This is a genomic window from Ruegeria sp. YKSD163 (assembly GCF_059612905.1).
This window is the reverse complement of record NZ_JBXWRM010000002.1, coordinates 329,844-356,408: the sequence shown is the minus strand read 5'-3', so window position 1 is coordinate 356,408 and position 26,565 is coordinate 329,844. Positions and strand designations below refer to the sequence as shown.

The following is a 26,565-nucleotide window of genomic DNA, read 5'->3' as shown; positions in this document are numbered from 1 at the left end:
GGTCAGGCCATCGGCGGCATCACCGGCTTGCGCCGCATGCCGCTGAGCGCGTTCAATGCCACAGCGGCGAGAATGATCGCGCCGCCCCAGAGGGTACCTGCGCTGGCCTCTTCCCCCAGGATCAGCCAGACCCAGACCGGCGCCAGCATGGACTCGATCATGGTGATCAGCGTCAGTTCGGCTGCGGGCACCACCTGGCTGCCCATCGTATAGAGCGCCATGCCCACCGCCAGCAGCCCCGCGCCCATCGCCATGGCGATGGCGATGTCGCGCGCGGGCACCAAAAGCGGCTCGCCGCTGAGCCCGAGCATTCCCAGCGCCACCATCATCGACAGCATGCCGCCGATGGCAACGGCGGGCATCATGTCGCCCAGCCGTCCCCAGCGCAGCGACAGGGTGAAAAGCGCAAACCCCATGGCCGAGGCGAGCGCGGCCAGATTGCCCGCCAGCGCCCCCAGCGCCAGCCCCTCGCGCACCATCACCACCAGGCCGACCAGGGCGATGGCGATGGCGGCCCAGGTGGCGGGGCGCACGGTTTCGCGCAGCACGACCCAACTGAGGGCTGCGGCCAGAAAGGGGGAGGCGGCGAACAGGAACACCGCATTGGCCACGGTGGTGGACTGGATGGCAAAGATCGCGCCCGCAAAGGCGACCACCAGGCCAAAGCCCGCCATCAGCCCGGCCCGGCCGGTGGCGCGCAGGGCGGGCAGGATCGGCTTGCGTTTGCGCCAGACAAAAAAGGCAAGCAGGGCGGGCACCATCGCCGCCGAACGCCAGAACAGGATCGCCCAGGTTCCGGCCACTTCGATTTCGCGGATGGCAAGGCCCATCAGCGACCAGAGCAGCGCGGCGGTTGCCACCAGAATGACCCCTGTCGAATAGCGCATGCCCTTTGCCCCTTGCCCCGGTAACGGGGCGATGGTGGCGGCGGGTCGGGGGCGCGTCTGTTCCGTTCGCGACGTGACGCGCCGCAAAAGGCTGGTGCGTCAGGGGGTTGCGGGGCACTGATCCCGGTTCTTGAGCCGATGGCCCACATCGACGATCGCCAGGATGGCGGGAACCAGATCTTGCCCTAGATCCGTAAGGCTGTATTCGACCGAGGGCGGCGAGGTCGGGCGCACCTCGCGCTGGACCACGCCCTTGTGCTCCAGCTCGCGCAGGCGGGTGGTCAGCATCTTGGCCGAGATGCCGGGGATATCGACCCGCAGCTCGTTGAACCGCCGTGCTCCGCCGCTGAGATACCAGATCACGTTCGGGGTCCAGGCGCCGCCCAGCAGCTTCATGCATTCGCTCAGCGGGCAGCGGCCGGGCAGGGGGGCGGCCTTGTTGCGGGTGATCTTGAGCGCCATTGGATTCTCACCTGGTAACCGTGGGGTAACCGGATAAAGCAGTAACAAAAGGAAATCAAGTTTACTTCGGTAACTGGGTGATTACTTCCAGCCCATCAGAGCAATCCGACAAAAGGAGATGGAACGGATGAAACTCTATTACAAACCCGGTGCCTGTTCGCTGGCCAGTCACATCGCGTTGATCGAAGCGGGCGAAAGCTTTGAACTGGAGCAGGTGGACACTGCCGCCGGCACCACCGCTTCGGGTGGCGATTTCCGCGCCATCAACCCCAAGGGATATGTGCCCGCGCTGGTGCTGGACGGGGGCGAGACCGTGACCGAGGGCGCCGCCATCCTGCAGCTGATCGCCGAGCGCAACCCCGATGCCGGGCTGGTGCCGCAGGGCGGTGGCCTGGGCCGGACCCGGGTTCAGGAGCAGCTGAATTTCGTCGCCTCGGAATTGCACAAGGCGTTTGGGCCATTCTTCTCGGGCAAGCCGCTGGAAGGCGAGGCGCGCGACGTGGCGGTCGAGCGGGTCAATGGCCGGATGCAGATCGTCGAGGCGATGCTGGCGGATGGCCGCGACTATCTGAATGGGGCGCAGTTCAGCGTGGCCGATGCTTATCTGTTCGTGGTTACCAACTGGGCCAATTTCCTGGGCCTGTCGCTGGACGCGGTGCCCAACCTCAAGGCGCTGGTCGCCCGGGTGGCCGAGCGCCCCGCGACCCGCGCCGCGATGCAGGCCGAGGGGCTGTTGGGATGAGCATGACGACCGAAGAGGCGCCCTTTGCCGCTGTTCAGGCGGTGATCGGGACCTATTTCGACGGGCTGCACCATGCCGACAGCGCCCGGTTGCGGCAGGTGTTCCATCCGCAGGCGATCTATGCCTGTGCGACCGATGGTGACTGGCTCTATCGCGATATGGAGACCTATTTCGCGGTGGTCGACCAGCGGGTATCGCCCGCCAGCAAGGGCGAGGCGCGGCGGGATCGTATCCAGTCGATCGACTTTGCCGGGCCGGATACGGCGCGGGCGGTGGTGAACTGCGCCATCGGTGACAGCTATTTCACCGACTTCCTGACCTTTGTGCGGCAGGACGGACGCTGGCAGATCCTGGCCAAGGTGTTCCATTCGGAACCGCTGTAACCCGATCCGGCGCGCGGCCTGCCGCGCGCCGGACGCTTGCTTGTGAAAGGACACGAACCCGGCATGCCCTATGTCAATATCAAGATCACCCGCGAGGGGGCGACGCCCGCGCAGAAAGTCGAACTTATCGCAGGTGTCACCGACCTGCTGAAACAGGTGCTGAACAAGGATCCCGAGACCACATTTGTCGTCATTGACGAGGTCGAGATGGATCATTGGGGGATTGGCGGTCTGCCGGTTGCCGAATACCGCAGGCGCAAGGCCGACTGAACCCGCTTCTCCGCCTCGTGTTCACCGGGGCGGAGAAATGCCTGCACGAGACAAAGCCTCTGGCAGGATGGACGCCTTTGCAGTAGTCTGTGTCCAGATCCGGCACGAACCGGACATCAAGACCCCGAACAGGGGCGCGAACGAGGCAGCAAGCGGCAGTGGTGTCATGACCGAGATGGTATATGGCGCGGTCCCCGAGCGGGGCGGCGAACCAGTTCTTCCTAAATGGTGGCGGACGCTCGACAAATGGTCGATGTCCTGCGTGCTGATCCTGTTCGGGATCGGGCTGCTGTTGGGCCTGGCGGCCTCGCCACCGCTGGCCGAGCGCAACGGGTTCGAACCCTTTCACTACGTGCAGCGACAGGCATTTTTCGGCGGGTTGGCCATCTTGGCGATGCTGCTCACCTCGATGATGTCGCCGACGCTGGTACGGCGCCTTGCGGTGCTGGGGTTTCTGGGGTCGTTTGTGGCGCTGGCCCTGCTACCGGTGTTCGGCACCGATTTCGGCAAGGGCGCGGTGCGCTGGTATTCGCTGGGCTTCGCCTCGGTGCAGCCTTCCGAGTTTCTCAAGCCCGGGTTCATGGTGGTCGCCGCATGGCTGTTTGCGGCCTCGCAAGAAATCAACGGGCCGCCGGGGCGGCTCTGGTCCTTTTCGCTCTGCGTTGCGATCGTGCTGATGCTGGTGATGCAGCCCGATTTCGGGCAGGCCTGTCTGGTCCTGTTTGGCTGGGGCGTTATGTATTTCGTGGCCGGTGCGCCGATGCTGCTGCTGATGGCGATGGCCGGCGTCGTGGTGCTGGGCGGCATGGTCGCCTATTCCAGTTCCGAACATTTTGCCCGCCGCATCGACGGGTTCCTGAACCCCGATGTCGATCCCACCACACAGCTGGGCTATGCCACCAACGCCATTCGCGAGGGCGGGTTGTTCGGCGTCGGTGTTGGCGAGGGGCAGGTGAAATGGTCGCTGCCCGATGCCCATACCGATTTCATCATCGCGGTGGCGGCCGAGGAATACGGGCTGGTTCTGGTTCTGATCATTATCGCGCTCTATGCCTCGATCGTGGTACGCTCGCTGCTGCGACTGATGCGTGAACGGGACATGTTCCTGCGCCTTGCAGGCACCGGCCTTGCCTGTACCTTTGGCGTGCAGGCGATGATCAACATGGGGGTGGCCGTGCGCCTGCTGCCGGCCAAGGGAATGACCCTGCCCTTTGTCAGCTATGGTGGCTCTTCGCTCATCGCGGGCGGTATTGCGGTGGGCATGCTTCTGTGTTTCACCCGCACCCGCCCGCAAGGAGAGCTTGGCGACCTGTTGCGCGGGCGCGGATAGACAGGCGGTTGGGATGACGCGGAAATACCTGATGATCGCGGCGGGTGGGACCGGGGGGCACATGTTCCCCGCCCAGGCCCTGGCCGAGGCGATGCTGCGCAAGGGCTGGCGGGTGCGCCTGTCCACCGACGCCCGTGGTGCACGCTATACCGGGGGGTTCCCGCACACCACCGAGATCACGCAAGTGTCCAGCGCGACCTTCGCCCGCGGCGGGGTTCTGGCCAAGGCGATGGTGGCGCCCCGCATCGCGGCGGGCATCGCCTCGACCGCGATGCAGATGCGCCGCGACCGCCCTGATGTGGTGGTGGGTTTTGGCGGCTATCCTTCGATCCCGGCGCTGGCGGCGGCAACGCTGCTCAGGCTGCCGCGCATGATCCATGAACAGAACGGTGTGCTGGGCCGGGTCAACCAGGTGTTTGCCCGCCGGGTTGCCTGCGTTGCCTGCGGCGTCTGGCCCACCGACCTGCCCGAGGGCGCCCAAGGCGTGCATGTGGGCAATCCTGTTCGGGCCGCCGTGCTGGAACGGGCCGGTGCCGCTTATATCCCGCCCGGACCCTATCCGATGTCGATCCTGGTGATGGGCGGCAGCCAGGGCGCCCGCATCCTCAGCGATGTGGTGCCCGGTGCCATCGCCGCCCTGCCCGAAGAGCTGCGTCAGTATATCCGCGTCGCCCATCAGGCCCGCGACGAGGATGGTGCGCGCGTCACCGAATTCTACGCCGCCCATGGTATCGACGCCGAGGTCGAACCCTTCTTTCACGATGTGCCCCGGCGGATGTCCGAGGCGCAGCTGGTGATCAGCCGCGCGGGCGCCTCGAGCGTTGCCGATATCAGCGTGATCGGGCGACCCTCGATCCTGATCCCCTATGCGGCGGCCACTGGCGATCACCAGACTGCCAATGCCCGCGCGCTGACCGGCGCCAATGCGGCGATCCTGATCCCGGAACGCGCCCTTGACAGCGCCGCGCTGGCAGAGCAGATCGTGGCGGTCTTGACCAATCCGGACGCGGCGCTGCAGATGGCCAACGCGGCCCTGTCCACCGGCGCCCCCGATGCAACCGAACGTCTGGTCGGACTGGTCGAACAGCTGGCCGAGAAGGAGACACCATGACCGCTGCCACCAAACTGCCGCAGGATGTCGGCCCGATCCATTTTGTCGGCATCGGCGGCATCGGCATGTCGGGCATCGCTGAGGTCTTGTTGAACCTAGGGTACCGGGTGCAGGGCTCCGACCTCAAGGGCTCGAAGATAACCGAGCGTTTGGCTGGGCTGGGCGCCGAAATCTTCGTGGGACAGAGTGCCGAGAACCTGGACGGCGCTGCCGTGGTGGTGATCTCTTCAGCGATCAAGCCCGGCAATCCCGAGCTGGATGGTGCCCGCGCGCAGGGCCTACCGGTGGTGCGTCGCGCGGACATGCTGGCCGAGCTGATGCGGCTGAAATCCAACATCGCCATTGCTGGCACCCACGGCAAGACAACCACGACCACCATGATGGCGGAACTGATGGTGGCAGGAGGATTTGATCCGACCGTGATCAATGGCGGCATCATCCATGCCTATGGCTCGAACGCGCGGATGGGGCAGGGCGAATGGATGGTGGTCGAGGCCGATGAAAGCGACGGTTCGTTCAACCGGCTGCCCGCCACCGTGGCCATCGTCACCAATATCGACCCCGAGCATATGGAGCACTGGGGCTCTATCGAGGGTCTGCGGCAGGGGTTCTATGACTTTGTCTCGAACATTCCGTTCTATGGCATCGCCGTCTGCTGCACCGATCATGCCGAGGTTCAATCACTGGTAGGTCGGATCACCGACCGCCGCGTGCGCACCTACGGCTTCAACGCCCAGGCTGATGTGCGTGCGATCAACCTGACCTACAAGGGCGGGGTGGCGCATTTCGACATCCAGCTTCAGCATGAAGAGATGGTGATCGAGGGCTGCACCCTGCCGATGCCGGGCGATCACAACGTATCGAACGCGCTGAGCGCGGTGGCCGTGGCCCGCCATCTGGGCATGAAGGCCGACGAGATCCGCGCCGCATTGGCCGCCTTTGGTGGCGTCAACCGCCGCTTTACCAAGGTGGGCGAGGTGGACGGCGTCACCATCATCGACGATTACGGCCATCACCCGGTCGAGATCGCGGCCGTGCTGAAAGCGGCGCGCCAGGCCAGCGAGGGCCGGGTCATCGCCGTGCATCAGCCGCACCGCTATTCGCGCCTGTCCAACCTGTTCGACGATTTCTGTGCCTGTTTCAACGAGGCCGATGTGGTCGCTATCGCAGAGGTCTATGCCGCGGGCGAGACGCCGATCGCCGGCGCCGACCGCGACTCGCTGGTCGCCGGGCTGATCCGGCATGGCCATCGCCATGCCCGCGCCATCCTCAGCGAGGATGACCTGGAACGGCTGGTGCGCGAACAGGCACGTCCGGGCGACATGGTGGTCTGTCTGGGTGCCGGCACGATCAGCGCCTGGGCCAACGGTCTGCCCGACCGGCTGAAGGGATAGGCCCGCGCTCGCGCCGCTCATGCGGCGACGGGTCGGGCTGTCATTCTCCTCAAGCACTGTAGGGTAGGGACCGGACCGGCAGGATCGGGCCGACAGAGGGCAGGAGAAGGGATCATGGCCGCGCCACTGAAACGACGGATCGGTTTGGGCCTGCTGACCGCCTATGGCATCGGTGTCATGGTAGGCGCGGGAATATATGTTCTGGTGGGGGCCGTGGCGGGCGATGCCGGTGTCTGGGCGCCGGTCGCTTTTCTCTTGGCCGGTCTCATCGCGGCGCCCACCGCGCTCAGCTATGCTGAGTTCTCGACCCGCCTGCCAGAAGCGGCGGGCGAGGCCGCCTATGTGGGAACCGGGCTGAACAGCCAGACGCTGGCGCTGTTGGTGGGTCTTGCCGTGGTGGTGGCGGGCACGGTTTCGGCCGGAGCGGTGCTGCGCGGCGGGGTCGGTTATCTGACCGCCGTGACCGAGATCGACCCGGTCTGGGCGATGATCGGCATCGGCGGCGCGCTGACGCTGGTGGCCATCGTCGGAGTGCTGGAAAGCCTGGCGCTGGCAGCGGTTTTCACCGTGGTCGAACTGGCCGGGCTGGCACTGGTGGTCTGGGCCGGGCTGGGCGCCGACCCCTCGCCCGACTGGGTCGCCCCGGCGCCGCCGGTCTGGACCGGCATCGGGCTGGGCGGCGTGCTGGCTTTCTTCGCCTTTATCGGCTTCGAGGATATCGTCAACATGGCCGAGGAGGTCGAGGCGCCCGAGCGTACCCTGCCGCGCGCCATCCTGATCTCGCTGGTGGTGACCTCGGTGCTCTATGCGCTGGTGGCCTGGGCGGCGGTGCGCGCGGTGCCGCTTGACGTGTTGGGCCTGTCCGAAAGCCCGCTGGCGCTGGTCTGGCAATATGGGCGTGGCAGCGGTGCGGGCTTTCTGTCGGCCATCGCGGTGTTTGCGGCGCTGAACGGTATCCTGGCGCAGATCGTCATGGCCACCCGTGTGCTTTACGGACTGGGCGGGCGCAACCCGGCGTTGGCGCTCTTTCACAATGCCCATCCGCGGTTCGGCACGCCGGTGCTGGCAACGCTTATGGTGGGGGCGGCGGTGATCTTTTGCGCGCTCTATGTGCCGGTCGAGACGCTGGCCGAGACCACATCCTCGATCCTGCTGGCGGTGTTTGCGCTGGTCAACGGCGCCTTGATCGTTCAAAAAAGACGCGCGCCCGAGGCGCGGTTCCGCGTTCCGATGGTGGTACCCGTTCTGGGGCTGGTGTTGTCGCTGGGGGCGCTGTCGGTTGCGGTAAGGGGAATTCTATGAGTTGGACAATCCTGTTGGGGGCCTTGTGGGTGATCGCCGCGACCGTGGTCGCGCTTTTGCCCATGCGCCGCCAATATGCGCCGGGGCTGATGCTGTTGATCCTGGCGCCCGTGCTGATCGTTGCCATCGGGTATGAGCATGGTTTGCTGGCCGGCCTGCTGGCGCTGGCGGGTTTTGTGTCGATGTTCCGAAATCCGCTGCGCTATTTCTGGCGCAAGGCCTTTGGTCCGGCGGAGCGCGCGGAATGACCCTGTCGCTGATCCTGGCTTGTCTCTGGGCGGTGGCCGCCAATGTGTTGGCGATGCTTCCCAGCCGTGATCACCACTGGCGCCGGGCCTATGCGCTGATCGCGCTGGGCATTCCGCTGTTGGGCTATGTGACCTATGAGAATGGTCCCTGGATCGGGCTGGTGGTGCTGGCGGCGGGCATGTCGGTGCTGCGCTGGCCGGTTATCTATCTGGGGCGCTGGCTGCGGCGACCGCGCGCCTGACCGGGGATGGAGGCCGAGTTCGCCATACCGCTTGCGCTATTGGCCCTTGGACTGGTGGTGGGGGCGCTCCTCGCCCGGATCGGCGCCGCCGTCTGGGCCTTGTTGGGGGCGTTGCTCGCAGCGATTGCAGTCTGGCTGCTGATCTTTCAGTCGCAACACTTCGGATGGGAGGGGATGGGCCCCGGCATCGTCGCCATGCTTTTCTGCGCGCCGATCGGGCTGGGCCTGTTGCTGGGCGCCGGGATCGGATGCCTGAGGCGCCGTAGCGATGGATAATCTGCTGCTCTATGTCGTGCCCACGCTGCTGGGGCTGGGGGGCGCCTATCTGGGGCGTCGGCTCGCCCGCGCCGGTGGCTGGCGCCGGGTGCTCAGCCTTGCGATGATCGCCAGCGGCGCATTGGCGGGGCTGATGCTCTATGCTCAGAGCCTCGATGACCCTTGGGCCGCAATCGGCATTGCGGCGTTGTCGGCGCTGGGGGTGGGGCCGGTGATCCTGGGCCTTGTGCTGGGGGGATTTGTCGGCTGGGTCGGCTGGCGCCGCGGCAGCTGAGCTTTGGCGTTGTCCCGACCGGTGCTTCCGGGTTACATCCCCCCGACGTGACGAAAAGACGGGCGGACATGATCGACACAAGCGCAATTCGCGGCAAGCTGACGCCGAACCGGGACCTGTCCGAGCTGACCTGGCTCAGGGTGGGTGGGCCGGCGGACTGGCTGTTCCAGCCCGCCGATATCGCCGATCTGCAAGCTTTCCTGCGCATGCTTCCTGCCGAAGTGGCAGTGTTCCCCATGGGGGTCGGGTCGAACCTGATCGTGCGCGATGGCGGTCTGCGCGCGGTGGTGATCCGGCTCGGGCGTGGCTTTAACGCTATCGATGTGACGGGCGGCACGGTCACCGCTGGTGCCGCCGCGCTGGATGCGCATGTAGCCAGGCGGGCGGCGGATGCGGGTGTTGATCTGACCTTTTTGCGCACCATTCCCGGGTCCATTGGCGGTGCGGTGCGGATGAACGCGGGCTGCTATGGCAGCTATACTGCGGATGTGTTCCGCTCGGCCCAGGTGGTGCTGCGCTCGGGTGAGCTGGTGACGCTGAACGCTGCTGATCTGAACTTTCGCTACCGGCAGAGCGACCTGCCCGAGGGCGCGGTGCTGGTCTCGGCCAGTCTGCAAGGCGCTCCGGGCGACCCCGAGGCGCTGCATGCCCAGATGCAGGCGCAGCTGGACAAGCGCGACCAGACCCAGCCCACCAAGGAACGCAGCGCCGGATCGACCTTTCGCAACCCGGCCGGGTTTTCCTCGACCGGGAGGGCGGATGATACCCATGAGCTGAAGGCGTGGAAGGTGATCGACGAGGCCGGTATGCGCGGCGCCCGGCGCGGCGGCGCGCAGATGAGCGAGATGCACTCGAATTTCCTGATCAACACCGGTGGCGCCACGGCGGCGGATCTCGAAGGTCTGGGCGAAGAGGTGCGAAAAAAGGTTTACGACACCAGCGGCATAACGCTAGAGTGGGAAATCATGCGGGTCGGAGATCCGTAAGACGGCTAACATCCCGAAACCGCGAACCCTTTCAGGCCAAAACAGGGGGCGGAGTCCGGGGCAAAAGCGGGTCGCCAAATAAGGCCCGGATGACATAGAGGCACTGAATTGGGTATGTCGAGCAGGACAAACCCCAAGGTGGCGGTATTGATGGGCGGACCCTCGGCCGAGCGCGAGGTGTCGCTTGTATCGGGGCGTGAATGCGCCGCCGCCCTGCGGGGAGAAGGTTTCGAGGTGGTGGAGCTGGATGCCGGCCCCGACCTCTGCGACCGGTTGCGCGCGATCGCGCCCGATGTCGTATTTAACGCATTGCATGGTCGCTGGGGCGAAGATGGCTGCGTTCAGGGCCTGCTGGAATGGCTGCGCATCCCCTATACCAGCTCGGGCGTTCTGGCCTCGGCCCTGGCGATGGACAAGGAGCGCAGCAAGGAAGCCTATCGCGCCGCCGGACTGCCGGTCGCCGCCAGCCTTCTGGCCGAGCGCGGCGCCATCGAGGCGGCCCATCTGATGCAACCGCCCTATGTGGTCAAACCCTATAACGAAGGCAGCTCGGTCGGGGTCTATATCGTGACCGAGGCAGCCAATGGCCCGCCCGTGCTGGCGCCTGACCTGCCCGCGACGCTGATGGTCGAGGAATATGTACCGGGCCGCGAGCTGTCGACAACGGTTCTGGGCGACCGGGCGCTGAGCGTCACCGATATCCTGACCGATGGCTGGTATGACTACCACGCCAAATACAGCCCCGGCGGATCGCGTCATGTGATCCCCGCTGACCTGCCGCGTGAAATCTTCGACCTGTGCCTGGATTATGCCCTGCGCGCGCACAAGGCGCTGGGCTGCCGTGGCCTCAGCCGCACCGATTTTCGCTGGGACGAAAGCCGCGGCGCCAATGGGCTGTTCCTGCTGGAGACCAACACCCAACCGGGTATGACGCCCACCTCGCTGGCGCCCGAGCAGGCGATTGCCGCCGGCATGAGTTTTGGCCAGCTCTGCGCCTGGATGGTGGAGGATGCTTCGTGCGATCGCTGAGCCGCACCCTGCTGCCGGTCCGGTTTCGCCCGCAACTGCCCGCCGGGCAGGACGCCGACTTTGACAGCGGCGCGGGCGATGCGGCACCGCTGGCAGGGGCGATGCGGCTGGACGGCTTGGCGCGGCTCAAGCCGACGCCGAAACGCTCGGACCCGGCCCCGTCACGGCTGAGCTATCGGGTACAGCGCTGGATGCTGACGCCGGGCATCCGCCTTGGCCTGCGGATCGGGGTGCCTTTCTGCCTCATCTTTGCGCTGGGCAGTGCGTTTCTGGCCAGCGAACAGCGGCGCGACGCGCTCAATGCCTTTGTCGCCGATATTCGCGCCTCGATCCAGGAGCGTCCCGAATTCATGGTCAACCTGATGGCCATCGACGGTGCCGGAACCCATCTGGCGGCAGATATTCGCGAGGTGGTGCCGATCGATTTTCCGATCAGCTCGTTCGAACTGGATGTCGAGCAAATCCGTGAGGTGATCGCGGGGCTGGACCCGGTCAAGAGCGCCACGGTGCGCATCCGTCCCGGCGGCGTGTTGCAGGTCGACGTGGTCGAGCGGCAGCCAGCGGTTGTCTGGCGCACCCGTGCCGGTGTCGAGATGCTCGACGAGACCGGCGCCCATGTGGGTGACCTGCCCGAACGGGGGGCTCGCCCCGACCTGCCGCTGATCGCGGGCGAGGGGGCCGATGCCAATGTCGCCGAAGCGCTGCGCCTGATCCAGACCGCCCAACCGCTGGGCGACCGGTTGCGCGGCCTGGTCTGGGTGGGCGAACGGCGCTGGGATCTGGTGCTGGACCGCGGGCAGGCGATTCAGTTGCCCGCCAAGCGCCCGGTGCAGGCGCTGGAACGGGTGCTGGCGGTGAACGAAGTGCAGGAATTGCTGGATCGCGATATCGCGGTCGTGGACATGCGGCTGGGCACACGCCCCACGATCCGCATGACAGAGGCGGCCTCGGCAGAGTGGTTGCGGGTCAGGAATACGGGCGGAAACGGGCAGTAAGACAGATGATGACGGATCTCTATCAGTCGCAGCGGGCAATGCGTCAGATGCGCCAACAGGCGATACAGCGGGGCGTGGTGGCCATTCTGGATGTGGGCAGTTCCAAGATTTCCTGCCTGATCCTGCGCTTTGACGGCAGCAGCCGCCTGTCTGATGACAGTGCCATCGGCTCGATGGCGGGCCAAACCGGCTTTCGGGTTATTGGTGCAGCCACCACCCGTTCGCGCGGGGTGCAGTTCGGCGAGATCACCGCCATGCAGGAGACCGAGCGCGCGATCCGCACCGCATTGCAGGCGGCGCAGAAGATGGCCGATATCCGGGTCGATCACGTGATCGCCTGTTTCTCGGGGGCGAACCCGCGCTCCTATGGGCTGGATGCCAAGGTGGAACTGGAAACCCAGGTGGTGACCGAGGCTGAGATCGGTCGGGTGCTGAATGCCTGCGAGGTGCCCGAATACGGCGCCGGGCGCGAGGTACTGCATGCCCAGCCGGTGAATTTCGCGCTCGACAACCGCTCGGGCCTGATCGACCCGCGCGGGCAACTGGGTCAGAGCCTGGCGGTGGACATGCATATGCTGACGGTGGACGCCACCGCGATCCGCAACCTGGCCCACTGCATCAAGCGATGTGACCTGGAACTGGCTGGCGTCGCCAACTCTGCCTATGTTTCAGGTGTTTCGGCGCTGGTCGAGGACGAGCAGGAACTGGGGGCCGCCTGTATCGACATGGGCGGCGGCACCACGAGCATTTCGATCTTTCTCAAGAAACACATGATCTATGCCGATTGCGTGCGCATGGGCGGCGATCACGTGACCGGCGATATCTCGATGGGGCTGGGCGTGCCCACCGCCAATGCCGAGCGGATCAAGACCTTTTCCGGCGGTGTACATGCCACCGGGGCCGATGACCGCGAAATGATCGACATCGGTGGCGATACCGGCGACTGGGAGCATGACCGCCGCACCGTCAGCCGGGCCGAGCTGATCGGCATCATGCGGCCGCGGGTCGAAGAAATCCTCGAGGAGGTGCGGGCGCGGCTGGATGCGGCCGGGTTCGAACATCTGCCAAGCCAGCAGATCGTGCTGACCGGCGGCGGCAGCCAGATCATGGGGCTTGATGGGCTGGCCAGCCGCATTCTGGGACAGCGCGTGCGCCTGGGCCGTCCCTTGCGGGTGCATGGCCTGCCGCAATCGGCCACCGGGCCGGGGTTCTCCTCGGCGGTGGGCCTCAGCCTGTTTGCCGCGCATCCGCAGGACGAATGGTGGGATTTCGAGGTCCCTGTCGACCGCTATCCGGCCCGGTCGCTGCGCCGGGCGGTCAAATGGTTCCGCGACAACTGGTAAGAGCGGTCTTGCCGGCCGGACAAGCCCTTGATCCATCCCGAAGAAATCCGCGCTCTCCTTCAGGATGCGGATGACATCGACCGTTCGCCATGTTAGAAAAGAGTCAAGGTACCCGAAAAGCGGTACCGCAGAGGGACGAGCAGGTCCCGCCAGAGTCTGATGCTTGTCCCGTGGCGCCACGCGTGCGGGCCAATGGTTCGTTGTGTCCGGTGGATGTCGAACCGCTATATCTGCATTGATCGGCGAAATACCGCGTCCCAGTGCAGAATCTTTCCATATTTTGTGGCTTTTTTGCGATTTGGGCGTGACGAGCCGCCGCAATATCAGTAGGATTATCTGTAGATAGGTAAGAAAAACCCCGCGCAAGGCGGGGGTAAAACAGGCGGACAGAGCATGACACTGAACCTTTCGATGCCCGGACAGGACGAGTTGAAGCCGCGGATCACCGTTTTCGGGGTCGGGGGCGCTGGCGGCAATGCCGTCAACAACATGATTGAAAAACAGCTGGAAGGCGTCGATTTCGTCGTTGCCAATACGGATGCACAGGCGCTGCAGCAGAGCCATGCGCCCTCACGCATCCAGCTGGGCGTCAAGGTGACCGAAGGCTTGGGCGCCGGCGCGCGCGCCACCGTTGGGGCCGCAGCCGCCGAAGAGAGCATCGAGCAGATCGTCGACCACCTGGCCGGGGCGCATATGTGCTTCATCACCGCTGGCATGGGGGGCGGTACCGGCACCGGCGCGGCGCCGATCATTGCGCAGGCCGCGCGCGAGCTGGGCGTGCTGACCGTGGGCGTGGTGACCAAGCCGTTCCAGTTCGAGGGCGCCAAGCGCATGCGTCAGGCCGAGGATGGCGTCGACGCGCTGCAAAAGGTGGTCGACACGCTGATCATCATCCCGAACCAGAACCTGTTCCGCCTGGCCAACGAAAAGACCACCTTTACCGAAGCTTTCAGCATGGCCGACGATGTGCTCTATCAGGGCGTCAAGGGCGTGACCGACCTGATGGTGCGGCCCGGCCTGATCAACCTCGACTTTGCCGACGTGCGCGCCGTGATGGACGAGATGGGCAAGGCGATGATGGGTACCGGCGAAGCCGCAGGCGAGGATCGCGCCGTGCAGGCCGCCGAGAAGGCGATTGCCAACCCGCTGCTGGACGAGATCAGCCTGAACGGCGCCAAAGGTGTGCTGATCAACATCACCGGTGGCCATGACCTGACCCTGTTCGAACTGGACGAGGCGGCCAATATCATTCGCGAGAAAGTCGACCCCGATGCGAATATCATCGTCGGTTCGACGCTGGATACCTCGATGGATGGCGCAATGCGGGTTTCGGTCGTGGCGACCGGCATCGACGCGGTGGATGTGCAACACGACATGCCTGTACCGCGCCGTCCGATGAATGCGCCGCTCAAGCAGAAGGTGGCCGCCGAAGAGAAGCCGGCGCCGCTGACGCTGGAGCAGCCCGCGGCACGCGAGACCGTCGCCGAAGCTGCCGAGGAACCCAGCCTGTTCGAGGGCATGGATGTCGAGCAGGTGGCCGCGCATGATCTGGGCGAGGACATTCTGGATACGGGCGACGAGCCCGAACTGCTGGACGATGACGGCCTGCCGCCGCCGGCCTATCAGCCGCAGGTTCCCGCCTTTGAACCGCGCGCATATGTCGAAGAGGAAGAAGCGCCGGTCGAAACCTTTGTCGCGCCGCGCGCCCCGGCCCCCGGCACGCCGTCGCCCGAAGCGATGCGTCGCCTTCAGGCCGCCGCGCAAAAGGTGCCCTCGGCGCCGCAGCAGGGCCATCGCGCGCCCCAGCAGCCAGCCGGAGACAAGCCGCGTTTCGGCTTTAATCGTCTGATCGACCGGATGACTGGACATGCTCCGGACACCCCGGCGGATCGTGGTCCTGCCGTGGCCCGCAAGCAGCCCGTGATGCGCCCGAATGACGCTACGGCACCCGCGCAGGCCGAGGCCGACCCCGATCAGGAGCGGATCGAAATTCCCGCCTTCCTGCGCCGTCAAGCCAACTGATAGCGGTCACAAAATGGTTACAAAGGGTCGCCGGATGGCGACCCTTTTTCGTTTTAAATCAATGATATAGGTCTAAAGCGGCAGGGAATTGCCGATCTGTTTCGCGGATGTTTCAAACCGTTGCAAAGATTGAGTTGAGCCAGCAGCCCCCCTCACTTACCTGATTGTCAACACAGCTCGCAGAGGCTGTAGGCAACCGTCAGAGGCCTATCTTGCAACATACGCTGAAATCCTCGGTCACCTTCCAGGGCATTGGTCTGCATGGGGGTAAACCCGTCCGCATGACCCTTCGCCCAGCCGCAGCCGGATACGGCATCTGGTTCAAACGGACGGATATCGAGATCGGCGATGCCATGATCCCTGCGATCTATGATTTGGTCGACCGCACCCCGCTGTGCACCCGTCTGGTGAACGCCGCCGGTGTGTCGGTGTCGACGGTCGAACACATCATGGCGGCGCTGGCCGGTTGTGGCGTGCATAACGCGCTGATCGAACTGGACGGGCCCGAAGTGCCGATCATGGACGGCTCCTCGGTCGAGTTTGTGCGCGGCATCATGGCGCGCGGTGTACGCCAGCAGGCCTCGCCGGTGCTGGCCTATGAAGTGCTCAAGCCCATCACTGTGGAAAAGGACGGAGCGCGCGCCACCCTGATGCCGTCGGACGGGCTGGAGATCGAGTTCACCATTGATTTCGAAGACAGCGCGATCGGGCGCCAGACCCGTCGCATGGACATGCGCAACGGCAGCTTTGCACGCGAGTTGAGCGACAGCCGCACCTTTTGTCGGCGCGGCGATGTCGAGGCGATGCGCGCCAACGGGCTGGCCCTGGGGGGTACGCTGGAAAATGCCGTGGTCGTTGATGGCGACGAGATCCTGACGCCGGGCGGTCTGCGCCACGCCGACGAGGCGGTGCGCCACAAGATGCTGGATGCGCTGGGCGATCTCTACATGGCGGGTGGCCCGATTCTCGGCTGCTATGTCGGCGAAAAGGCCGGCCATGCCCTGACCAATGCGCTGCTGCGCGCGCTGTTTGAAACGCCGGGTGCAGTGCGCCCCGTGTTGTGCACCCCGGAACAGGCCGCGCGTCTGCCCGGCCAGGGGCTGATCTGGGCGGAAATCCCTCAGGTTGCCTGAAACGGTCAGATGAACCCTTGCTTTGCCTTTCGTCGCCTGGCCCTGTGCCGGGCGACGCTTTTAAGGCGTTTTGCAGAGGAATTTAATGTGCTAGACCAAGGCGCAATCGGGGGATACACCTCGCACGCAAGACGACAAGGACTAGCGGTATGATTGGCAGCAGGGCAGGTACCAGACTGGTTGGCGCACTTCTTTTGGCGACGCTCCTGGCAGCCTGCGACGGCGGTGGTTTTCGCACCGCGGCTGATCGCAGCCAGAATCTGGACGGCTATACGCCGGAGCAGATATTCGAGCGCGGAGAATATGAACTGTCGGTCAAGCGGACGGATGACGCGGCCTATTACTTCTCCGAGGTCGAGCGGCTTTATCCCTATTCGAACTGGGCCAAGCGCGCGCTGATCATGCAGGCCTTTGCCTATCATTCCGGCAAGGATTATCCCGAAAGCCGCGCCGCCGCGCAGCGCTATATCGACTTTTACCCGGCGGATGAGGACGCGGCCTATGCCCAGTATCTGCTGGCGCTCAGCTATTACGACCAGATCGACGAGGTCGGACGCGATCAGGGCCTGACCTTTCAGGCGCTCCAGGCGCTGCGCACGGTGATCGAGGTCTATCCCGACAGCGAATATGCCACTTCGGCGATCCTGAAATTCGATCTGGCTTTTGATCATCTTGCCGCCAAGGAGATGGAGATCGGCCGCTATTACCTGCGCCGCCAACATTATTCGGCCGCGATCAACAGGTTCCGCGTTGTGGTCGAGGACTTCCAGACCACGACCCACACCGCCGAGGCGCTTCACCGTCTGGTCGAGGCCTATTTGTCACTGGGCCTGGTTGAAGAGGCGCAGACGGCGGGCGCGATCCTGGGCCACAACTACCAGTCCTCGGAATGGTACGAGGCGAGCTACAAGCTCTTGACCGCGCGCGGGCTGAAGATGCGCGATGTCGGCAACAACTGGCTGAGCCAGGTGTACCGGCAGTCGATCAAGGGGCAGTGGTTGTAACAGGGCGACGGGCCATCGGCCCGTCCTGCGGGGCTTACGATGCTGCGGGCGCTTGAAATCCGGGACATGCTGATCATCGACCGACTGGAGTTGGACTTCCGGCCTGGTCTCAACGTGCTGACGGGTGAAACCGGGGCGGGCAAGTCAATCCTGCTCGACAGTCTGGGTTTTGTCCTTGGTTGGCGGGGCCGGGCCGAGCTGGTGCGTCAGGGCGCAGAACAGGGCGAGGTGACGGCCGAGTTCGATCTGGCTCCCGGTCATGCAGCGCATGCGGTACTGGCCGAGGCCGGTCTGCCCAGCGCCGAAACGCTGCTGCTGCGCCGGGTCAACACCGCCGACGGACGCAAGACCGCATGGGTCAATGACCGCCGCTGTTCGGGCGAGGTGCTGCGGGCGCTTTCCGAGACGCTGATCGAGCTGCATGGCCAGCATGACGACCGAGGCCTGCTGAACCCGCGCGGCCACCGGGCGATGCTGGATACCTATGCCGGTCTGACGGCCGAGCTTGAGGCGGTTCGCGCGGCTTGGACCGCCCAGGTCAAAGCCCGCAAGACGGTTGCCGCCACCGAGGCGGCGCTGGAGGCGGTACGCGCCGAAGAGGAATATCTGCGCCACGCGGTCGGAGAGCTAGACACGCTCGACCCGCAGCCGGGAGAAGAGGCCGAGTTGGACGCCCGCCGACGCCTGATGCAGGGGGCCGAACGCATCCGCGACGATGTCGCCCGTGCCTTTGCCCTGATCGGCAGCGATGGGGCCGAGGGCGCCATGAGCGACGCGATCCGCTGGCTCGACGGGGTCGCCGATAGGGCCGAGGGCCGGCTGGAGGCCGCCGTTGCGGCGCTGGGCCGGGCGCTGATCGAGCTGGGAGAGGCGCAGTCGGGGGTCGAAGACTGTCTGGATGCGCTCCAGTTCAATCCGGCGGAGCTGGAAGAACTGGAGGAACGTCTGTTCGCGATCCGGGCGCTGGCGCGCAAACATGGCGTTGCCCCGGACGAGTTGGGCCCGTTTGCAGACACCCTGCGCGGCAAGCTGGCAGCACTGGATGCGGGCGATGCCGATCTGGCGGCGCAACGCGCGGCGCTGGCCAAGGCCGAGGCCGCCTATGAGGCGGCGGCGGCGGCTCTGTCACAGGCCCGCCAGGCCTCGGCCGGGGAACTGGACGCGGCGGTGATGCGCGAACTGGCCCCGCTCAAGATGGAGCGTGCAGTGTTTCAGACCCGGATCACCGAGGGCGAGACCGGCCCCGAGGGGCGTGACGTGGTCGCATTCGAGGTGGCCACCAATCCCGGCACGCCCGCCGGGCCGCTGAACCGCATCGCCTCGGGCGGTGAACTCAGCCGCTTTCTGCTGGCGCTCAAGGTCTGTCTGCGCGGCGATGATGGCGGCAAGACGATGATCTTTGACGAGATCGACCGCGGCGTCGGCGGCGCCACCGCCGATGCGGTGGGCCGACGGCTCGAAGCGCTGGCAGGCGCGGGGCAGGTGCTGGTGGTGACCCACTCGCCGCAGGTGGCCGCGCGCGGCGCTCATCACTGGAGGGTGCAGAAGCGGGTTGAGGCCGGTGCGACGCTGTCCACGGTGGTGGCGCTTTCGGACCCCGAGCGCGAGGACGAGATCGCCCGCATGCTGTCGGGCGATACCGTGACCGAGGCCGCCCGCGCCGCCGCCCGCGCCCTGCTCGACGCCTGACGGCAACACCGGCGCACAAGCCTGTGAGACTCAACGGGTTTTACCTTTCCTGACGGTCCCCGGTGTCCTAGTAAGGTTAAAAGACCTTCGCGAGTGCGTGATGACCCAATCCACCCGCACTGTTCTGGTGCAGCAGTTTCTTCAGGCCAAGGCCGAGATTGTCGATGCCTGGCATGTGCTGCGCCATCGCGGTCCCAGTCAGGTGCAGTTCTGGTTCATCGCCCTTGCGATCGGCATTGCGGCGGGGATTGCGGCGGTTGCTTTTCGTAAGGGAATCAACGCCCTGCAATCGGTTCTTTATGGAAATGAAGATGTGCGTTTCCTGCACAGCCATGCCGCGAACCTGCCCTGGTACTGGTTGTTGGTGATCCCCATTATCGGCGGGCTTGTCGTTGGTCTGATCCTGCACAAGACTACGCCTGATGGCCGCGTCCGCTCGGTCGCCGACGTGATCGAGGGGGCAGCGCTGACCGATGGCCGGGTCGAGATGCGGGCCGGGATCGGCTCGATGCTGGCCTCTCTGGTCACGCTCAGCTCCGGCGGCTCAAGCGGACGAGAGGGGCCGGTGGTGCATCTTGCCGGGGTGATTTCGACCTGGGTCTGCCAGCGCATCAACGCCGACGGCATCACTGGGCGCGACCTGCTTGGCTGTGCCGTGGCGGCTGCGGTTTCGGCCAGTTTCAATGCCCCCATCGCCGGTGCGCTTTTTGCGCTTGAGGTGGTGTTGCGGCATTTCGCGGTCCATGCCTTTGCCCCGATCGTCATCGCCTCGATCGCCGGGACGGTGATCAACCGCTTGGACCGGGGCGATGTGACAGAATTCATCCTCAATACGCCCGGAGCGCTGCAATTCTATGTCGAACTGCCGGCATTTCTGTTGCTTGGGCTGGTTTGTGGGCTGGTGTCGCTATTGATGATGCGGTCCGTCTTTCTGGCCGAGGACCTGGGCACCCATGTGCAGAACCGCCTGCACATGCCGCGTTGGTTGCGCCCGGCGGTATCGGGCGCGTTGCTGGGGCTGCTGGCGATCTGGTTTCCGCATATCATCGGGGTTGGATATGAAACGACGCTGCTGGCGTTGAGCGGCGAACTGGCGCTTGGCACCGCAATCCTGTTCGCGGTGATCAAGACGGTTGCACTGGCGCTCACCATGGGGGGGCGCATGGGGGGCGGCGTGTTCTCGCCCTCGCTGATGATCGGGGCGTTGACCGGGTTGGCCTTTGGCCTGATCGCCACGCGGATGCTGCCGGATGTGTCGGGCACCCATGTGCTCTATGCCTTTGCCGGCATGGGGGCGGTGGCGGCGGCGGTTCTGGGGGCGCCGATCTCGACCACGATGATCGTGTTCGAACTGACCGGCGACTGGCAGATCGGCCTGGCGGTGATGGCCTCGGTCAGCATGTCGACGGCGCTGGCGTCGCGACTGGTGGACCGGTCCTTCTTTCTGACCCAGCTGGAGCGGCGCGACGTGCATCTGGCGGCGGGGCCCCAGGCCTATCTGCTGGCGATGCTGCGCGCAGGCGCGGTGATGCGGCCCTTGGGTGACCCGCGCTGCCTGGACCGCGCGGGCTGCGAGGCGCTGATTGCCGAGGGCGTATGTGTGCCCGCAAGCGCCACGCTCGAAGCGGCAATGCCCTGGTTCGACCGCGACGAACATGCCTGTATCCCGGTTGTGGTCCGCGAAGAGGACGGTGCCGAAACCCCGGTCGGTGCACTCTATCACATAGACGCGCTCAAGGCCTATAATCGCGCGCTCGCCGCCACCGCCGCCGAGGAGCATTCCTGACAAGCGGGGCACTCGCCGAGAACCTCGTTGAGGATAGTGTCAGCGCTTCTCGGGGAACGGCTTTCGGAGAAATGGAGGCGAGTACCGGAATCGAACCGGTGTACACGGATTTGCAATCCGCTGCGTCACCACTCCGCCAACTCGCCTCGGCAGGGCATAAGCCCTTGCGGTGTAGCGGCGATCTAGCACTGGCGCGCGTGAAGCGCAAGACTGTCGCCACACTGATTTTGCCGATCGCCTTACTTTCCTGCGCTTCCCTGTTGCCTGCGCAGATTCCGGCGCGCGGCAGCATCGGTGGGCTTAAGGGATTGGGGCGCGTCCGGGTCGCAGCTGCGGGCTCGGCGTCAATTCTCGTCATGCAATTGGGCGTCGGGGCGGGGTTTTGCCGCGATGGGACGTTGCCGGGGCCGTGCCATTATGGCAAAAGCCGGTAAGCGATCTACAAGTGAGCCAGACTATGACCGATTTCGCCACCCGCCGCCGTATGATGGTGGACACCCAGGTCCGCCCATCGGACGTCACCAAGTTTCCGATCATCGAGGCCATGCTGACCGTCCCGCGCGAGCTTTTCGTTCCGGATGTGCAGCGCGATGTGGCCTATGCCGACGCGATGATCGACCTGGGCGAGGGGCGTGCCATGCTTGAGCCTCGGACGCTTGCCAAAATGCTCGATGCTGCGGCAATTGACGGGGATGAGATGGTACTCGATATAGGATCGGGCCTGGGCTATTCGGCTGCTGTTGCGGCGCGGATGGGTGAGTTGGTCGTCGCGGTCGAAGAGGACCCGGACCTTGCCGAAGAGGCGCAGACCCTGCTGATGGATCATGGTGCGGATAATGCGGTCCTTCACCATGGGGCGCTGGCAGCGGGAGCCGCTGAACATGGTCCCTATGACGTGATCCTGATCCAGGGCGGTGTCGAGCAGGTGCCGGATGCGCTGACCGACCAGTTGAAAGAGGGCGGGCGAATTGTCGCGGTGTTCATGGATGGTGCTTTGGGCACGGTCCGGGTCGGCCGCAAATCCGCGTCGGGCCTGTCATGGCGGCAGGTATTCAACGCCACCGCGCCTGTTCTGCCGGGGTTCGCACGGGAGCGCGCATTCAGCCTCTGAACAGGGGCAGCACGAGGTGAGCGCTTGCGTTTCATCGGGGATGCGCGTCTTCTGCAAGGGGCAAAGACTGATTTGAGCATTTGGAGGCAGGAGAACATGTTGCGGACGCTTACGGGACGACTGTCGAAAGTGGCGGTGCTGGCGGCTGGGGTCGCGGTCCTTGCCATCGCACCCAGACCGGCGGCTGCGGACAATCTCGCTGATGCGCTGATCGGGGCCTATAATACAAGCGGTTTGCTGGAGCAGAATCGGGCCCTGCTGAGGGCCGCGGACGAGGATGTGGCCATCGCGCTTTCCGCCCTGCGCCCGATCGTGAACTGGACCGTGCGTCTACAGTCCAGCTACTCGCGCAGCGGTAATGCGCTTGTTTCGACCACGTCCACACCCGACACATTCTTTGCCGGCCTCGACCTGACGCAGCTGATCTATGACGGGGGCGCTGCGCGGTTGGGCAAGCAGGCGGCGCAGGAAACCGTGCTGGCCACGCGGCAGGCGTTGATCCAGATCGAGCAGCAGGTTCTGTTTCGCGCGGTCACCGCCTATCTCAGCGTGCTGCTGCAAGAAGAGACGGTCGGCATCCGCCAGAACAACGTGCGGCTGCTGGGCGAGGAACTGCGCGCGTCGCAGGACCGGTTCGAGGTGGGTGAGGTCACCCGTACCGACGTGGCCCTTTCTGAATCCCGCTTGGCGAACGCCCGTGCCAATCTGGCCGATGCCAATGGCGCGCTTACCACGGCCCATGCCGAGTACATAAATGCCGTCGGGCGCCATCCGGGTCGCACCTCCGGCCAGCCTGCAATGCCGGGCCTGCCGCGCAGCGAGGACGACGCCGCCGCGCTGGCATTGCGCAATCATCCTTCGCTCATCTCGGCGCAGCATCAGGTGCGCGCACTCGACCTCACTGTCGAACAGCAGCGTGCCAATCTGGGTCCCAATGTGCGGTTTCAGGCGGAACTGGGCTTTACCGATGATTTCGGCGGCACCGCATTCAACGATTCTGCCAGCGCGAGCGTGATTTATTCGCAGCCAATCTATGCCGGTGGTCGCCTGACCTCGGTCCTTCGCCGGGTCATGGCGCAGCGCGACGCGTCGCGGGCCAACCTGCTGAACGTGCAGCGCGACGTTATCCAGGACGTGAGCAACGCTTATGTGCGGTTCCAGACCGCCAACGCCAGTCTCACCGCCTCGGACGAGCGGGTCCGCGCGGCCCAGGTGGCGTTTGACGGTATTCGCGAAGAGGCCACGCTGGGCGCCCGAACAACGCTCGACGTTCTGACTGCCGAACAGGACCTTCTGGATGCGCAGCTGGCCCGTATCTCGGCCCGCACCGAACGCTCGTTGGCGGCCTATCAGCTGCTGGCCTCGCAGGGGCTTCTGACCGCCGAACGGCTCGGGTTGGCAGTGCAGATTTATGACCCGACGCTTTATTACAACATGGTGAAGGATGCGCCGGCCGCGATCTCGAAACGCAGCCGCGATCTGGACCGTGTTCTGCAAGCACTGGGGAAGAAGTGACAATTCGTACCGTCTGTTGTCGGACCGGCGGAATTTCGCTACACTCTTGCTCGAGGCCAAGAGTGGTAAAACCAGATGTCTGATCCTGCGAAGCATGTAGAGATCGAAGATGTTCTGTCTTCGATCCGGCGATTGGTAAGCGAAGAGGGGCGTGCAGGTGCGCGATCCAAGGTCGCGGCGGTCGCTCCGAAACCGGGAAAGCTGGTGTTGACGCCGGCTTTGCGGGTCGCCGAAGCGACTGAACCGGACACAAGCGAAACGGCACCCGAGCCTGACCCGGTGTCCGAGCCGGAGGGGCGCGCTCCCTGGACCGATCCTGACGCCACCCTGTTTTCTGCCGCGGCGGCGGCCGGTGGACGTCCTGTCGCAGCGGAAACGGAGGAGGCGAGCGAACAGGAACCGGCGCCAGAGCCGATCGTGCTTACGCCCGAAGATCTGGTCGACGAGCTCGACGGGGGAGAGAACCATCATTTGACCGAGTGGGACGCTGAGGCCGACGAGATGATGCCCGAGGCGTTCAAGGACGAGGAGGCGGTCGAGGACGAGGAGGCAGTAAGCGATCCGTGGGCTGACCCGGATGCGGACGGCCCGACCGAAGACAGCCTGACCGCGCGAATCGAGGTGCTGGAAACCATGATCAGCCAGGTCGATGAGGATTGGGAGCCCGATGGGCTTAGCGCGGACGCCTATTCAGGCACCAGCGGCGCGGCAATGGCGTGGCAGGATCACGAACCGCAGGCCCAAGGCGATGCCTCGGCATCCCGCATCAACCCGGAGCCGGAGGAAGAGGTCTTGTCCGACGATACCTCGGTCCTGTCGTCCGACGAGGCCTTCCTGGACGAGGAAAGCCTGCGCGAGTTGGTCGCCGATATCGTGCGCGAGGAGTTGCAGGGTGCCTTGGGCGAGCGGATCACCCGCAACGTGCGCAAACTGGTCCGCCGAGAGATCCACCGGGCGCTGACCGCGCAGGAACTGGACTGATCAGCGCCGCCGCGGCGGTTCGGCCAGGGACAAGAGCAGGTCAAGGTCCAGATGGGCCTCGACATGGTCGGCCAGAGCGTCCAACACCTGTTCGACCCCATCCTCATAACCCACAAGCGCCTCGTACCCCAACTCGCCCAGATAGCGGGCGCGGAACGCATCCGAGGCGAAGAGACCATGCAGATAGCTGCCGCGAATGCGCCCGTCGGGCGATGCGGCCCCTTCGGGCCTGTCGTCGATCTCAAGCCAGGCGCGGGCGCAGTCGGGCCCATCGGTGCGGCCGATATGGATCTCATAGCCTGTGACCGGTTCGCGACCGGGCAGGGCGGTGGCATGGCGCAGCGTGACCTGCTTGTCGCCGGTCATCACCGTATGCACGTCGAGCAGGCCCAGCCCCTCGGTCCGGCCCGGATGGCCCTCGATCCCGTCGGGGTCGTCGATGCTCTGCCCCAGCATTTGATAGCCGCCGCACAGGCCTAGAACATGGCCGCCACGCCTCACATGGGCGTAGAGGTCGATATCCCAGCCTTGGGCGCGGAAATAGGCCAGGTCGCCCACGGTGGACTTGCTGCCGGGCAGCAGGACCAGATCGGCGTCGCCGGGCAGGGGGCGGCCCGCCGGTATGATCTCGACACTGACCCCCGGTTCGGCCGCCAGCGGGTCGAGATCGTCGAAATTCGCCATCCGCTCAAGCTGTGGTACCACCACCTTGCAGGCGCCTCCGGGGGCCGAGCGAATGTCCATCATGTCTTCGGCAGGCAGGCGCCAGGCGTCGTTGAACCAGGGCACCACGCCCAGACAGGGCCAGCCGGTGCGCCGGGCGATGTCGTCGCGGCCCTCGTCAAACAGCGTGATATCGCCCTTGAAGCGATTCACCGCAAAGCCGCGAATCTGGGCCAGGTCGCCCGGTTCCAGCACCGCCTGGGTGCCGACGATCTGGGCGATCACGCCGCCGCGATGGATGTCGCCCACGAGCACCACGGGCACCCCCGCCGCACAGGCAAAGCCCATATTGGCGATGTCGCCCGCGCGCAGGTTGGTTTCTGCCGGGCTGCCGGCGCCCTCGACCAGCACCAGATCGGCATCGCCGCAAAGCCGGTCAAAACTTTCCAGTGCCTTTTCCAGCAGATGCGCCTTGTTCTTGCGGTAATCGCCCGCGCGCATGGTGCCCGCGCGCTTGCCCTGGACCACGATCTGCGCGCCGGTATCGGTCTCGGGTTTCAGCAGGATCGGGTTCATGTCGGTATGGGGTGCCCGTCGTGCGGCGCGGGCCTGAAGCGCCTGCGCGCGCCCGATCTCGCCACCGTTTTCAGTGGCGGCGGCGTTGTTGGACATGTTCTGTGGCTTGAACGGCGCCACCCGCAGCCCGCGCCGCGTGAACGCGCGGGCCAGCCCCGCCACCAGCATCGACTTGCCGACATTGCTGCCGGTGCCCTGGATCATGATCGCCCGAACCATGTGCGGCCCTTTCCGTTTGGCTCAGATGACCCGAATCCGGGTCGGCTGGATAGTCCCCGCGCGGCAGGTCGTGGCCGGTCTGCGGCGCGCATGAAAACATCAACAGACGTGCCCGGGGTCGGGCAACAAAAAACGCGCCCGGCAGCGGGGCGCGTCTTTGCATGTGGCAAGGCCGGTCTCAGGCGGCTTCGGCCTGGGCGGCGTTGCGACGCTCGCTTTCCTCGCGCGACAGCGCGACCGAGGTGCGCACACCGCGCCCCACGAATTCCATCAGGCCGCGCACAACCCGCTCGTTCGGGTCGATGCCGGCGCAGCTCAGCACTTCGCGCCCGTCGCGCGACCGGGCCCAGCGGGCGATCTGCTCGGGGCCGTTGCCATATTTCTTGTCGTCGGCGATGGCATCGTCGAGTGCAGCCAACACAACGGCCGCGAAGAGTTTACGTGCACGGTTGCCTTGCTCGTTGTTAAAGGCGGTGCCGTCAACGAAATCTTTCATCTCGTCTTCCTTGTTGTTCTTGCTCTTGCAATTTTCGGCGTGGCGTTCCTTATGACGGATCGGGCACGATTCGGGTACCTTTAATTTGCATGGGTG

Annotated in this window: 27 protein-coding genes and 1 tRNA gene; 23 read left to right on the top strand and 5 right to left on the bottom strand. The window is 65.2% G+C overall.

Annotation, left to right across the window (positions count from 1 at the left end):
• Window positions 1–2: 2 nt before the first annotated feature.
• Entirely contained in the window at window positions 3–887 is an 885-nt protein-coding gene (locus AC2FNA_RS04550; protein ID WP_496824801.1) for a DMT family transporter, read from the bottom strand.
• A 99-nt stretch (window positions 888–986) separates the two neighbouring features.
• Window positions 987–1,349 (bottom strand): winged helix-turn-helix transcriptional regulator, encoded by a 363-nt coding sequence (locus AC2FNA_RS04545; RefSeq protein ID WP_496824800.1) that lies wholly within the window; start codon window positions 1,347–1,349, stop codon window positions 987–989.
• A 127-nt stretch (window positions 1,350–1,476) separates the two neighbouring features.
• Here AC2FNA_RS04545 and gstA point away from each other — a divergent pair, with 127 nt between their 5' ends.
• The 20 genes from gstA (at window position 1,477) to AC2FNA_RS04445 (ending at window position 20,908) form a co-directional block, all read left to right on the top strand.
• Window positions 1,477–2,091, top strand: a complete 615-nt coding sequence (gstA, locus tag AC2FNA_RS04540; protein ID WP_496824798.1) for a glutathione transferase GstA — start codon at window positions 1,477–1,479, stop codon at window positions 2,089–2,091.
• On the top strand, window positions 2,088–2,474 hold the full coding sequence (locus tag AC2FNA_RS04535; protein ID WP_496824797.1) for a nuclear transport factor 2 family protein: 387 nt from the start codon (window positions 2,088–2,090) through the stop codon (window positions 2,472–2,474). Before gstA ends, AC2FNA_RS04535 begins: the two co-directional genes overlap by 4 nt.
• 63 nt (window positions 2,475–2,537) lie before the next feature.
• Window positions 2,538–2,744, top strand: a complete 207-nt coding sequence (locus AC2FNA_RS04530) for a tautomerase family protein (RefSeq protein WP_496824796.1) — start codon at window positions 2,538–2,540, stop codon at window positions 2,742–2,744.
• 166 nt (window positions 2,745–2,910) lie between these two features.
• Window positions 2,911–4,074 (top strand): putative lipid II flippase FtsW, encoded by a 1,164-nt coding sequence (gene ftsW / locus AC2FNA_RS04525; protein ID WP_496824794.1) that lies wholly within the window; start codon window positions 2,911–2,913, stop codon window positions 4,072–4,074.
• A gap of 13 nt (window positions 4,075–4,087) precedes the next feature.
• Window positions 4,088–5,185 (top strand): UDP-N-acetylglucosamine--N-acetylmuramyl-(pentapeptide) pyrophosphoryl-undecaprenol N-acetylglucosamine transferase, encoded by a 1,098-nt coding sequence (locus AC2FNA_RS04520; protein ID WP_496824792.1) that lies wholly within the window; start codon window positions 4,088–4,090, stop codon window positions 5,183–5,185.
• Window positions 5,182–6,579, top strand: a complete 1,398-nt coding sequence (murC, locus tag AC2FNA_RS04515) for a UDP-N-acetylmuramate--L-alanine ligase (protein WP_496824790.1) — start codon at window positions 5,182–5,184, stop codon at window positions 6,577–6,579. The genes AC2FNA_RS04520 and murC overlap by 4 nt, the downstream gene beginning before the upstream one ends.
• 114 nt (window positions 6,580–6,693) lie before the next feature.
• Window positions 6,694–7,881, top strand: a complete 1,188-nt coding sequence (locus AC2FNA_RS04510) for an APC family permease (protein WP_496824788.1) — start codon at window positions 6,694–6,696, stop codon at window positions 7,879–7,881.
• Entirely contained in the window at window positions 7,878–8,129 is a 252-nt protein-coding gene (locus tag AC2FNA_RS04505; protein ID WP_496824786.1) for a DUF2484 family protein, read from the top strand. Before AC2FNA_RS04510 ends, AC2FNA_RS04505 begins: the two co-directional genes overlap by 4 nt.
• Window positions 8,126–8,371, top strand: a complete 246-nt coding sequence (locus tag AC2FNA_RS04500; RefSeq protein WP_234137723.1) for a DUF2484 family protein — start codon at window positions 8,126–8,128, stop codon at window positions 8,369–8,371. Before AC2FNA_RS04505 ends, AC2FNA_RS04500 begins: the two co-directional genes overlap by 4 nt.
• Before the next feature lie 6 nt (window positions 8,372–8,377).
• A complete protein-coding gene (locus tag AC2FNA_RS04495; protein ID WP_496824784.1) occupies window positions 8,378–8,647 on the top strand; it encodes a hypothetical protein in 270 nt (89 codons plus the stop codon).
• Entirely contained in the window at window positions 8,640–8,921 is a 282-nt protein-coding gene (locus AC2FNA_RS04490; protein ID WP_496824783.1) for a hypothetical protein, read from the top strand. Before AC2FNA_RS04495 ends, AC2FNA_RS04490 begins: the two co-directional genes overlap by 8 nt.
• A 68-nt stretch (window positions 8,922–8,989) precedes the next feature.
• Window positions 8,990–9,907, top strand: a complete 918-nt coding sequence (gene murB / locus AC2FNA_RS04485; RefSeq protein ID WP_496824781.1) for a UDP-N-acetylmuramate dehydrogenase — start codon at window positions 8,990–8,992, stop codon at window positions 9,905–9,907.
• Between the two features lie 108 nt (window positions 9,908–10,015).
• Window positions 10,016–10,936 carry a D-alanine--D-alanine ligase gene (locus AC2FNA_RS04480; protein WP_496824780.1) on the top strand — a complete coding sequence of 307 codons (921 nt, stop codon included), beginning with the start codon at window positions 10,016–10,018 and terminating at the stop codon, window positions 10,934–10,936.
• Window positions 10,924–11,931 (top strand): cell division protein FtsQ/DivIB, encoded by a 1,008-nt coding sequence (locus tag AC2FNA_RS04475; RefSeq protein ID WP_496824778.1) that lies wholly within the window; start codon window positions 10,924–10,926, stop codon window positions 11,929–11,931. The genes AC2FNA_RS04480 and AC2FNA_RS04475 overlap by 13 nt, the downstream gene beginning before the upstream one ends.
• An 8-nt stretch (window positions 11,932–11,939) precedes the next feature.
• The gene (gene ftsA, locus AC2FNA_RS04470; protein WP_234143372.1) at window positions 11,940–13,274 is read left to right on the top strand and encodes a cell division protein FtsA; all 1,335 of its coding nucleotides are present in this window, start codon (window positions 11,940–11,942) and stop codon (window positions 13,272–13,274) included.
• A gap of 393 nt (window positions 13,275–13,667) precedes the next feature.
• Window positions 13,668–15,296 carry a cell division protein FtsZ gene (gene ftsZ / locus AC2FNA_RS04465; protein WP_496824776.1) on the top strand — a complete coding sequence of 543 codons (1,629 nt, stop codon included), beginning with the start codon at window positions 13,668–13,670 and terminating at the stop codon, window positions 15,294–15,296.
• A 212-nt stretch (window positions 15,297–15,508) separates the two neighbouring features.
• A complete protein-coding gene (lpxC, locus tag AC2FNA_RS04460; RefSeq protein ID WP_496824774.1) occupies window positions 15,509–16,429 on the top strand; it encodes a UDP-3-O-acyl-N-acetylglucosamine deacetylase in 921 nt (306 codons plus the stop codon).
• A 149-nt stretch (window positions 16,430–16,578) separates the two neighbouring features.
• On the top strand, window positions 16,579–17,433 hold the full coding sequence (locus tag AC2FNA_RS04455; RefSeq protein WP_496824772.1) for an outer membrane protein assembly factor BamD: 855 nt from the start codon (window positions 16,579–16,581) through the stop codon (window positions 17,431–17,433).
• Between the two features lie 39 nt (window positions 17,434–17,472).
• Window positions 17,473–19,122 carry a DNA repair protein RecN gene (recN, locus tag AC2FNA_RS04450; protein WP_496824770.1) on the top strand — a complete coding sequence of 550 codons (1,650 nt, stop codon included), beginning with the start codon at window positions 17,473–17,475 and terminating at the stop codon, window positions 19,120–19,122.
• Window positions 19,123–19,222: 100 nt separating this feature from the next.
• Window positions 19,223–20,908 carry a chloride channel protein gene (locus AC2FNA_RS04445; RefSeq protein WP_496824769.1) on the top strand — a complete coding sequence of 562 codons (1,686 nt, stop codon included), beginning with the start codon at window positions 19,223–19,225 and terminating at the stop codon, window positions 20,906–20,908.
• A 72-nt stretch (window positions 20,909–20,980) separates the two neighbouring features.
• Here AC2FNA_RS04445 and AC2FNA_RS04440 read toward each other — a convergent pair.
• Window positions 20,981–21,054, bottom strand: a tRNA-Cys gene (locus AC2FNA_RS04440).
• A 311-nt stretch (window positions 21,055–21,365) separates the two neighbouring features.
• Between AC2FNA_RS04440 and AC2FNA_RS04435 the strand changes: the two genes are divergently transcribed.
• The 3 genes from AC2FNA_RS04435 to AC2FNA_RS04425 all read left to right on the top strand — a co-directional run bounded on the left by AC2FNA_RS04435 (window position 21,366) and on the right by AC2FNA_RS04425 (window position 24,515).
• Entirely contained in the window at window positions 21,366–22,019 is a 654-nt protein-coding gene (locus tag AC2FNA_RS04435; RefSeq protein WP_496825042.1) for a protein-L-isoaspartate O-methyltransferase family protein, read from the top strand.
• 96 nt (window positions 22,020–22,115) lie between these two features.
• Window positions 22,116–23,534: a TolC family outer membrane protein gene (locus tag AC2FNA_RS04430; protein ID WP_496824767.1), complete on the top strand. Its 1,419-nt coding sequence runs from the start codon at window positions 22,116–22,118 to the stop codon at window positions 23,532–23,534.
• Window positions 23,535–23,609: 75 nt separating this feature from the next.
• A complete protein-coding gene (locus AC2FNA_RS04425; RefSeq protein ID WP_496824766.1) occupies window positions 23,610–24,515 on the top strand; it encodes a hypothetical protein in 906 nt (301 codons plus the stop codon).
• Here the strand turns inward: AC2FNA_RS04425 and AC2FNA_RS04420 are convergent, their stop codons facing one another.
• The gene (locus AC2FNA_RS04420) at window positions 24,516–25,973 is read right to left on the bottom strand and encodes a cobyric acid synthase (RefSeq protein ID WP_496824764.1); all 1,458 of its coding nucleotides are present in this window, start codon (window positions 25,971–25,973) and stop codon (window positions 24,516–24,518) included.
• Between the two features lie 178 nt (window positions 25,974–26,151).
• On the bottom strand, window positions 26,152–26,469 hold the full coding sequence (locus tag AC2FNA_RS04415) for a DUF6280 family protein (RefSeq protein ID WP_044028028.1): 318 nt from the start codon (window positions 26,467–26,469) through the stop codon (window positions 26,152–26,154).
• Between the last annotated feature and the right edge of the window lie 96 nt (window positions 26,470–26,565).

Bases quoted from the DNA above. Each gene is read 5' to 3' on its own strand.
- AC2FNA_RS04550 (WP_496824801.1), bottom strand. From the start codon at position 887: ATGCGCTATTCGACAGGGGTCATTCTGGTGGCAACCGCCGCGCTGCTC.
- AC2FNA_RS04545 (WP_496824800.1), bottom strand. From the start codon at position 1,349: ATGGCGCTCAAGATCACCCGCAACAAGGCCGCCCCCCTGCCCGGCCGC.
- gstA (WP_496824798.1), top strand. From the start codon at position 1,477: ATGAAACTCTATTACAAACCCGGTGCCTGTTCGCTGGCCAGTCACATC.
- AC2FNA_RS04535 (WP_496824797.1), top strand. From the start codon at position 2,088: ATGAGCATGACGACCGAAGAGGCGCCCTTTGCCGCTGTTCAGGCGGTG.
- AC2FNA_RS04530 (WP_496824796.1), top strand. From the start codon at position 2,538: ATGCCCTATGTCAATATCAAGATCACCCGCGAGGGGGCGACGCCCGCG.
- ftsW (WP_496824794.1), top strand. From the start codon at position 2,911: ATGACCGAGATGGTATATGGCGCGGTCCCCGAGCGGGGCGGCGAACCA.
- AC2FNA_RS04520 (WP_496824792.1), top strand. From the start codon at position 4,088: ATGACGCGGAAATACCTGATGATCGCGGCGGGTGGGACCGGGGGGCAC.
- murC (WP_496824790.1), top strand. From the start codon at position 5,182: ATGACCGCTGCCACCAAACTGCCGCAGGATGTCGGCCCGATCCATTTT.
- AC2FNA_RS04510 (WP_496824788.1), top strand. From the start codon at position 6,694: ATGGCCGCGCCACTGAAACGACGGATCGGTTTGGGCCTGCTGACCGCC.
- AC2FNA_RS04505 (WP_496824786.1), top strand. From the start codon at position 7,878: ATGAGTTGGACAATCCTGTTGGGGGCCTTGTGGGTGATCGCCGCGACC.
- AC2FNA_RS04500 (WP_234137723.1), top strand. From the start codon at position 8,126: ATGACCCTGTCGCTGATCCTGGCTTGTCTCTGGGCGGTGGCCGCCAAT.
- AC2FNA_RS04495 (WP_496824784.1), top strand. From the start codon at position 8,378: ATGGAGGCCGAGTTCGCCATACCGCTTGCGCTATTGGCCCTTGGACTG.
- AC2FNA_RS04490 (WP_496824783.1), top strand. From the start codon at position 8,640: ATGGATAATCTGCTGCTCTATGTCGTGCCCACGCTGCTGGGGCTGGGG.
- murB (WP_496824781.1), top strand. From the start codon at position 8,990: ATGATCGACACAAGCGCAATTCGCGGCAAGCTGACGCCGAACCGGGAC.
- ftsA (WP_234143372.1), top strand. From the start codon at position 11,940: ATGACGGATCTCTATCAGTCGCAGCGGGCAATGCGTCAGATGCGCCAA.
- ftsZ (WP_496824776.1), top strand. From the start codon at position 13,668: ATGACACTGAACCTTTCGATGCCCGGACAGGACGAGTTGAAGCCGCGG.
- AC2FNA_RS04455 (WP_496824772.1), top strand. From the start codon at position 16,579: ATGATTGGCAGCAGGGCAGGTACCAGACTGGTTGGCGCACTTCTTTTG.
- recN (WP_496824770.1), top strand. From the start codon at position 17,473: ATGCTGCGGGCGCTTGAAATCCGGGACATGCTGATCATCGACCGACTG.
- AC2FNA_RS04445 (WP_496824769.1), top strand. From the start codon at position 19,223: ATGACCCAATCCACCCGCACTGTTCTGGTGCAGCAGTTTCTTCAGGCC.
- AC2FNA_RS04435 (WP_496825042.1), top strand. From the start codon at position 21,366: ATGACCGATTTCGCCACCCGCCGCCGTATGATGGTGGACACCCAGGTC.
- AC2FNA_RS04430 (WP_496824767.1), top strand. From the start codon at position 22,116: ATGTTGCGGACGCTTACGGGACGACTGTCGAAAGTGGCGGTGCTGGCG.
- AC2FNA_RS04425 (WP_496824766.1), top strand. From the start codon at position 23,610: ATGTCTGATCCTGCGAAGCATGTAGAGATCGAAGATGTTCTGTCTTCG.
- AC2FNA_RS04420 (WP_496824764.1), bottom strand. From the start codon at position 25,973: ATGGTTCGGGCGATCATGATCCAGGGCACCGGCAGCAATGTCGGCAAG.
- AC2FNA_RS04415 (WP_044028028.1), bottom strand. From the start codon at position 26,469: ATGAAAGATTTCGTTGACGGCACCGCCTTTAACAACGAGCAAGGCAAC.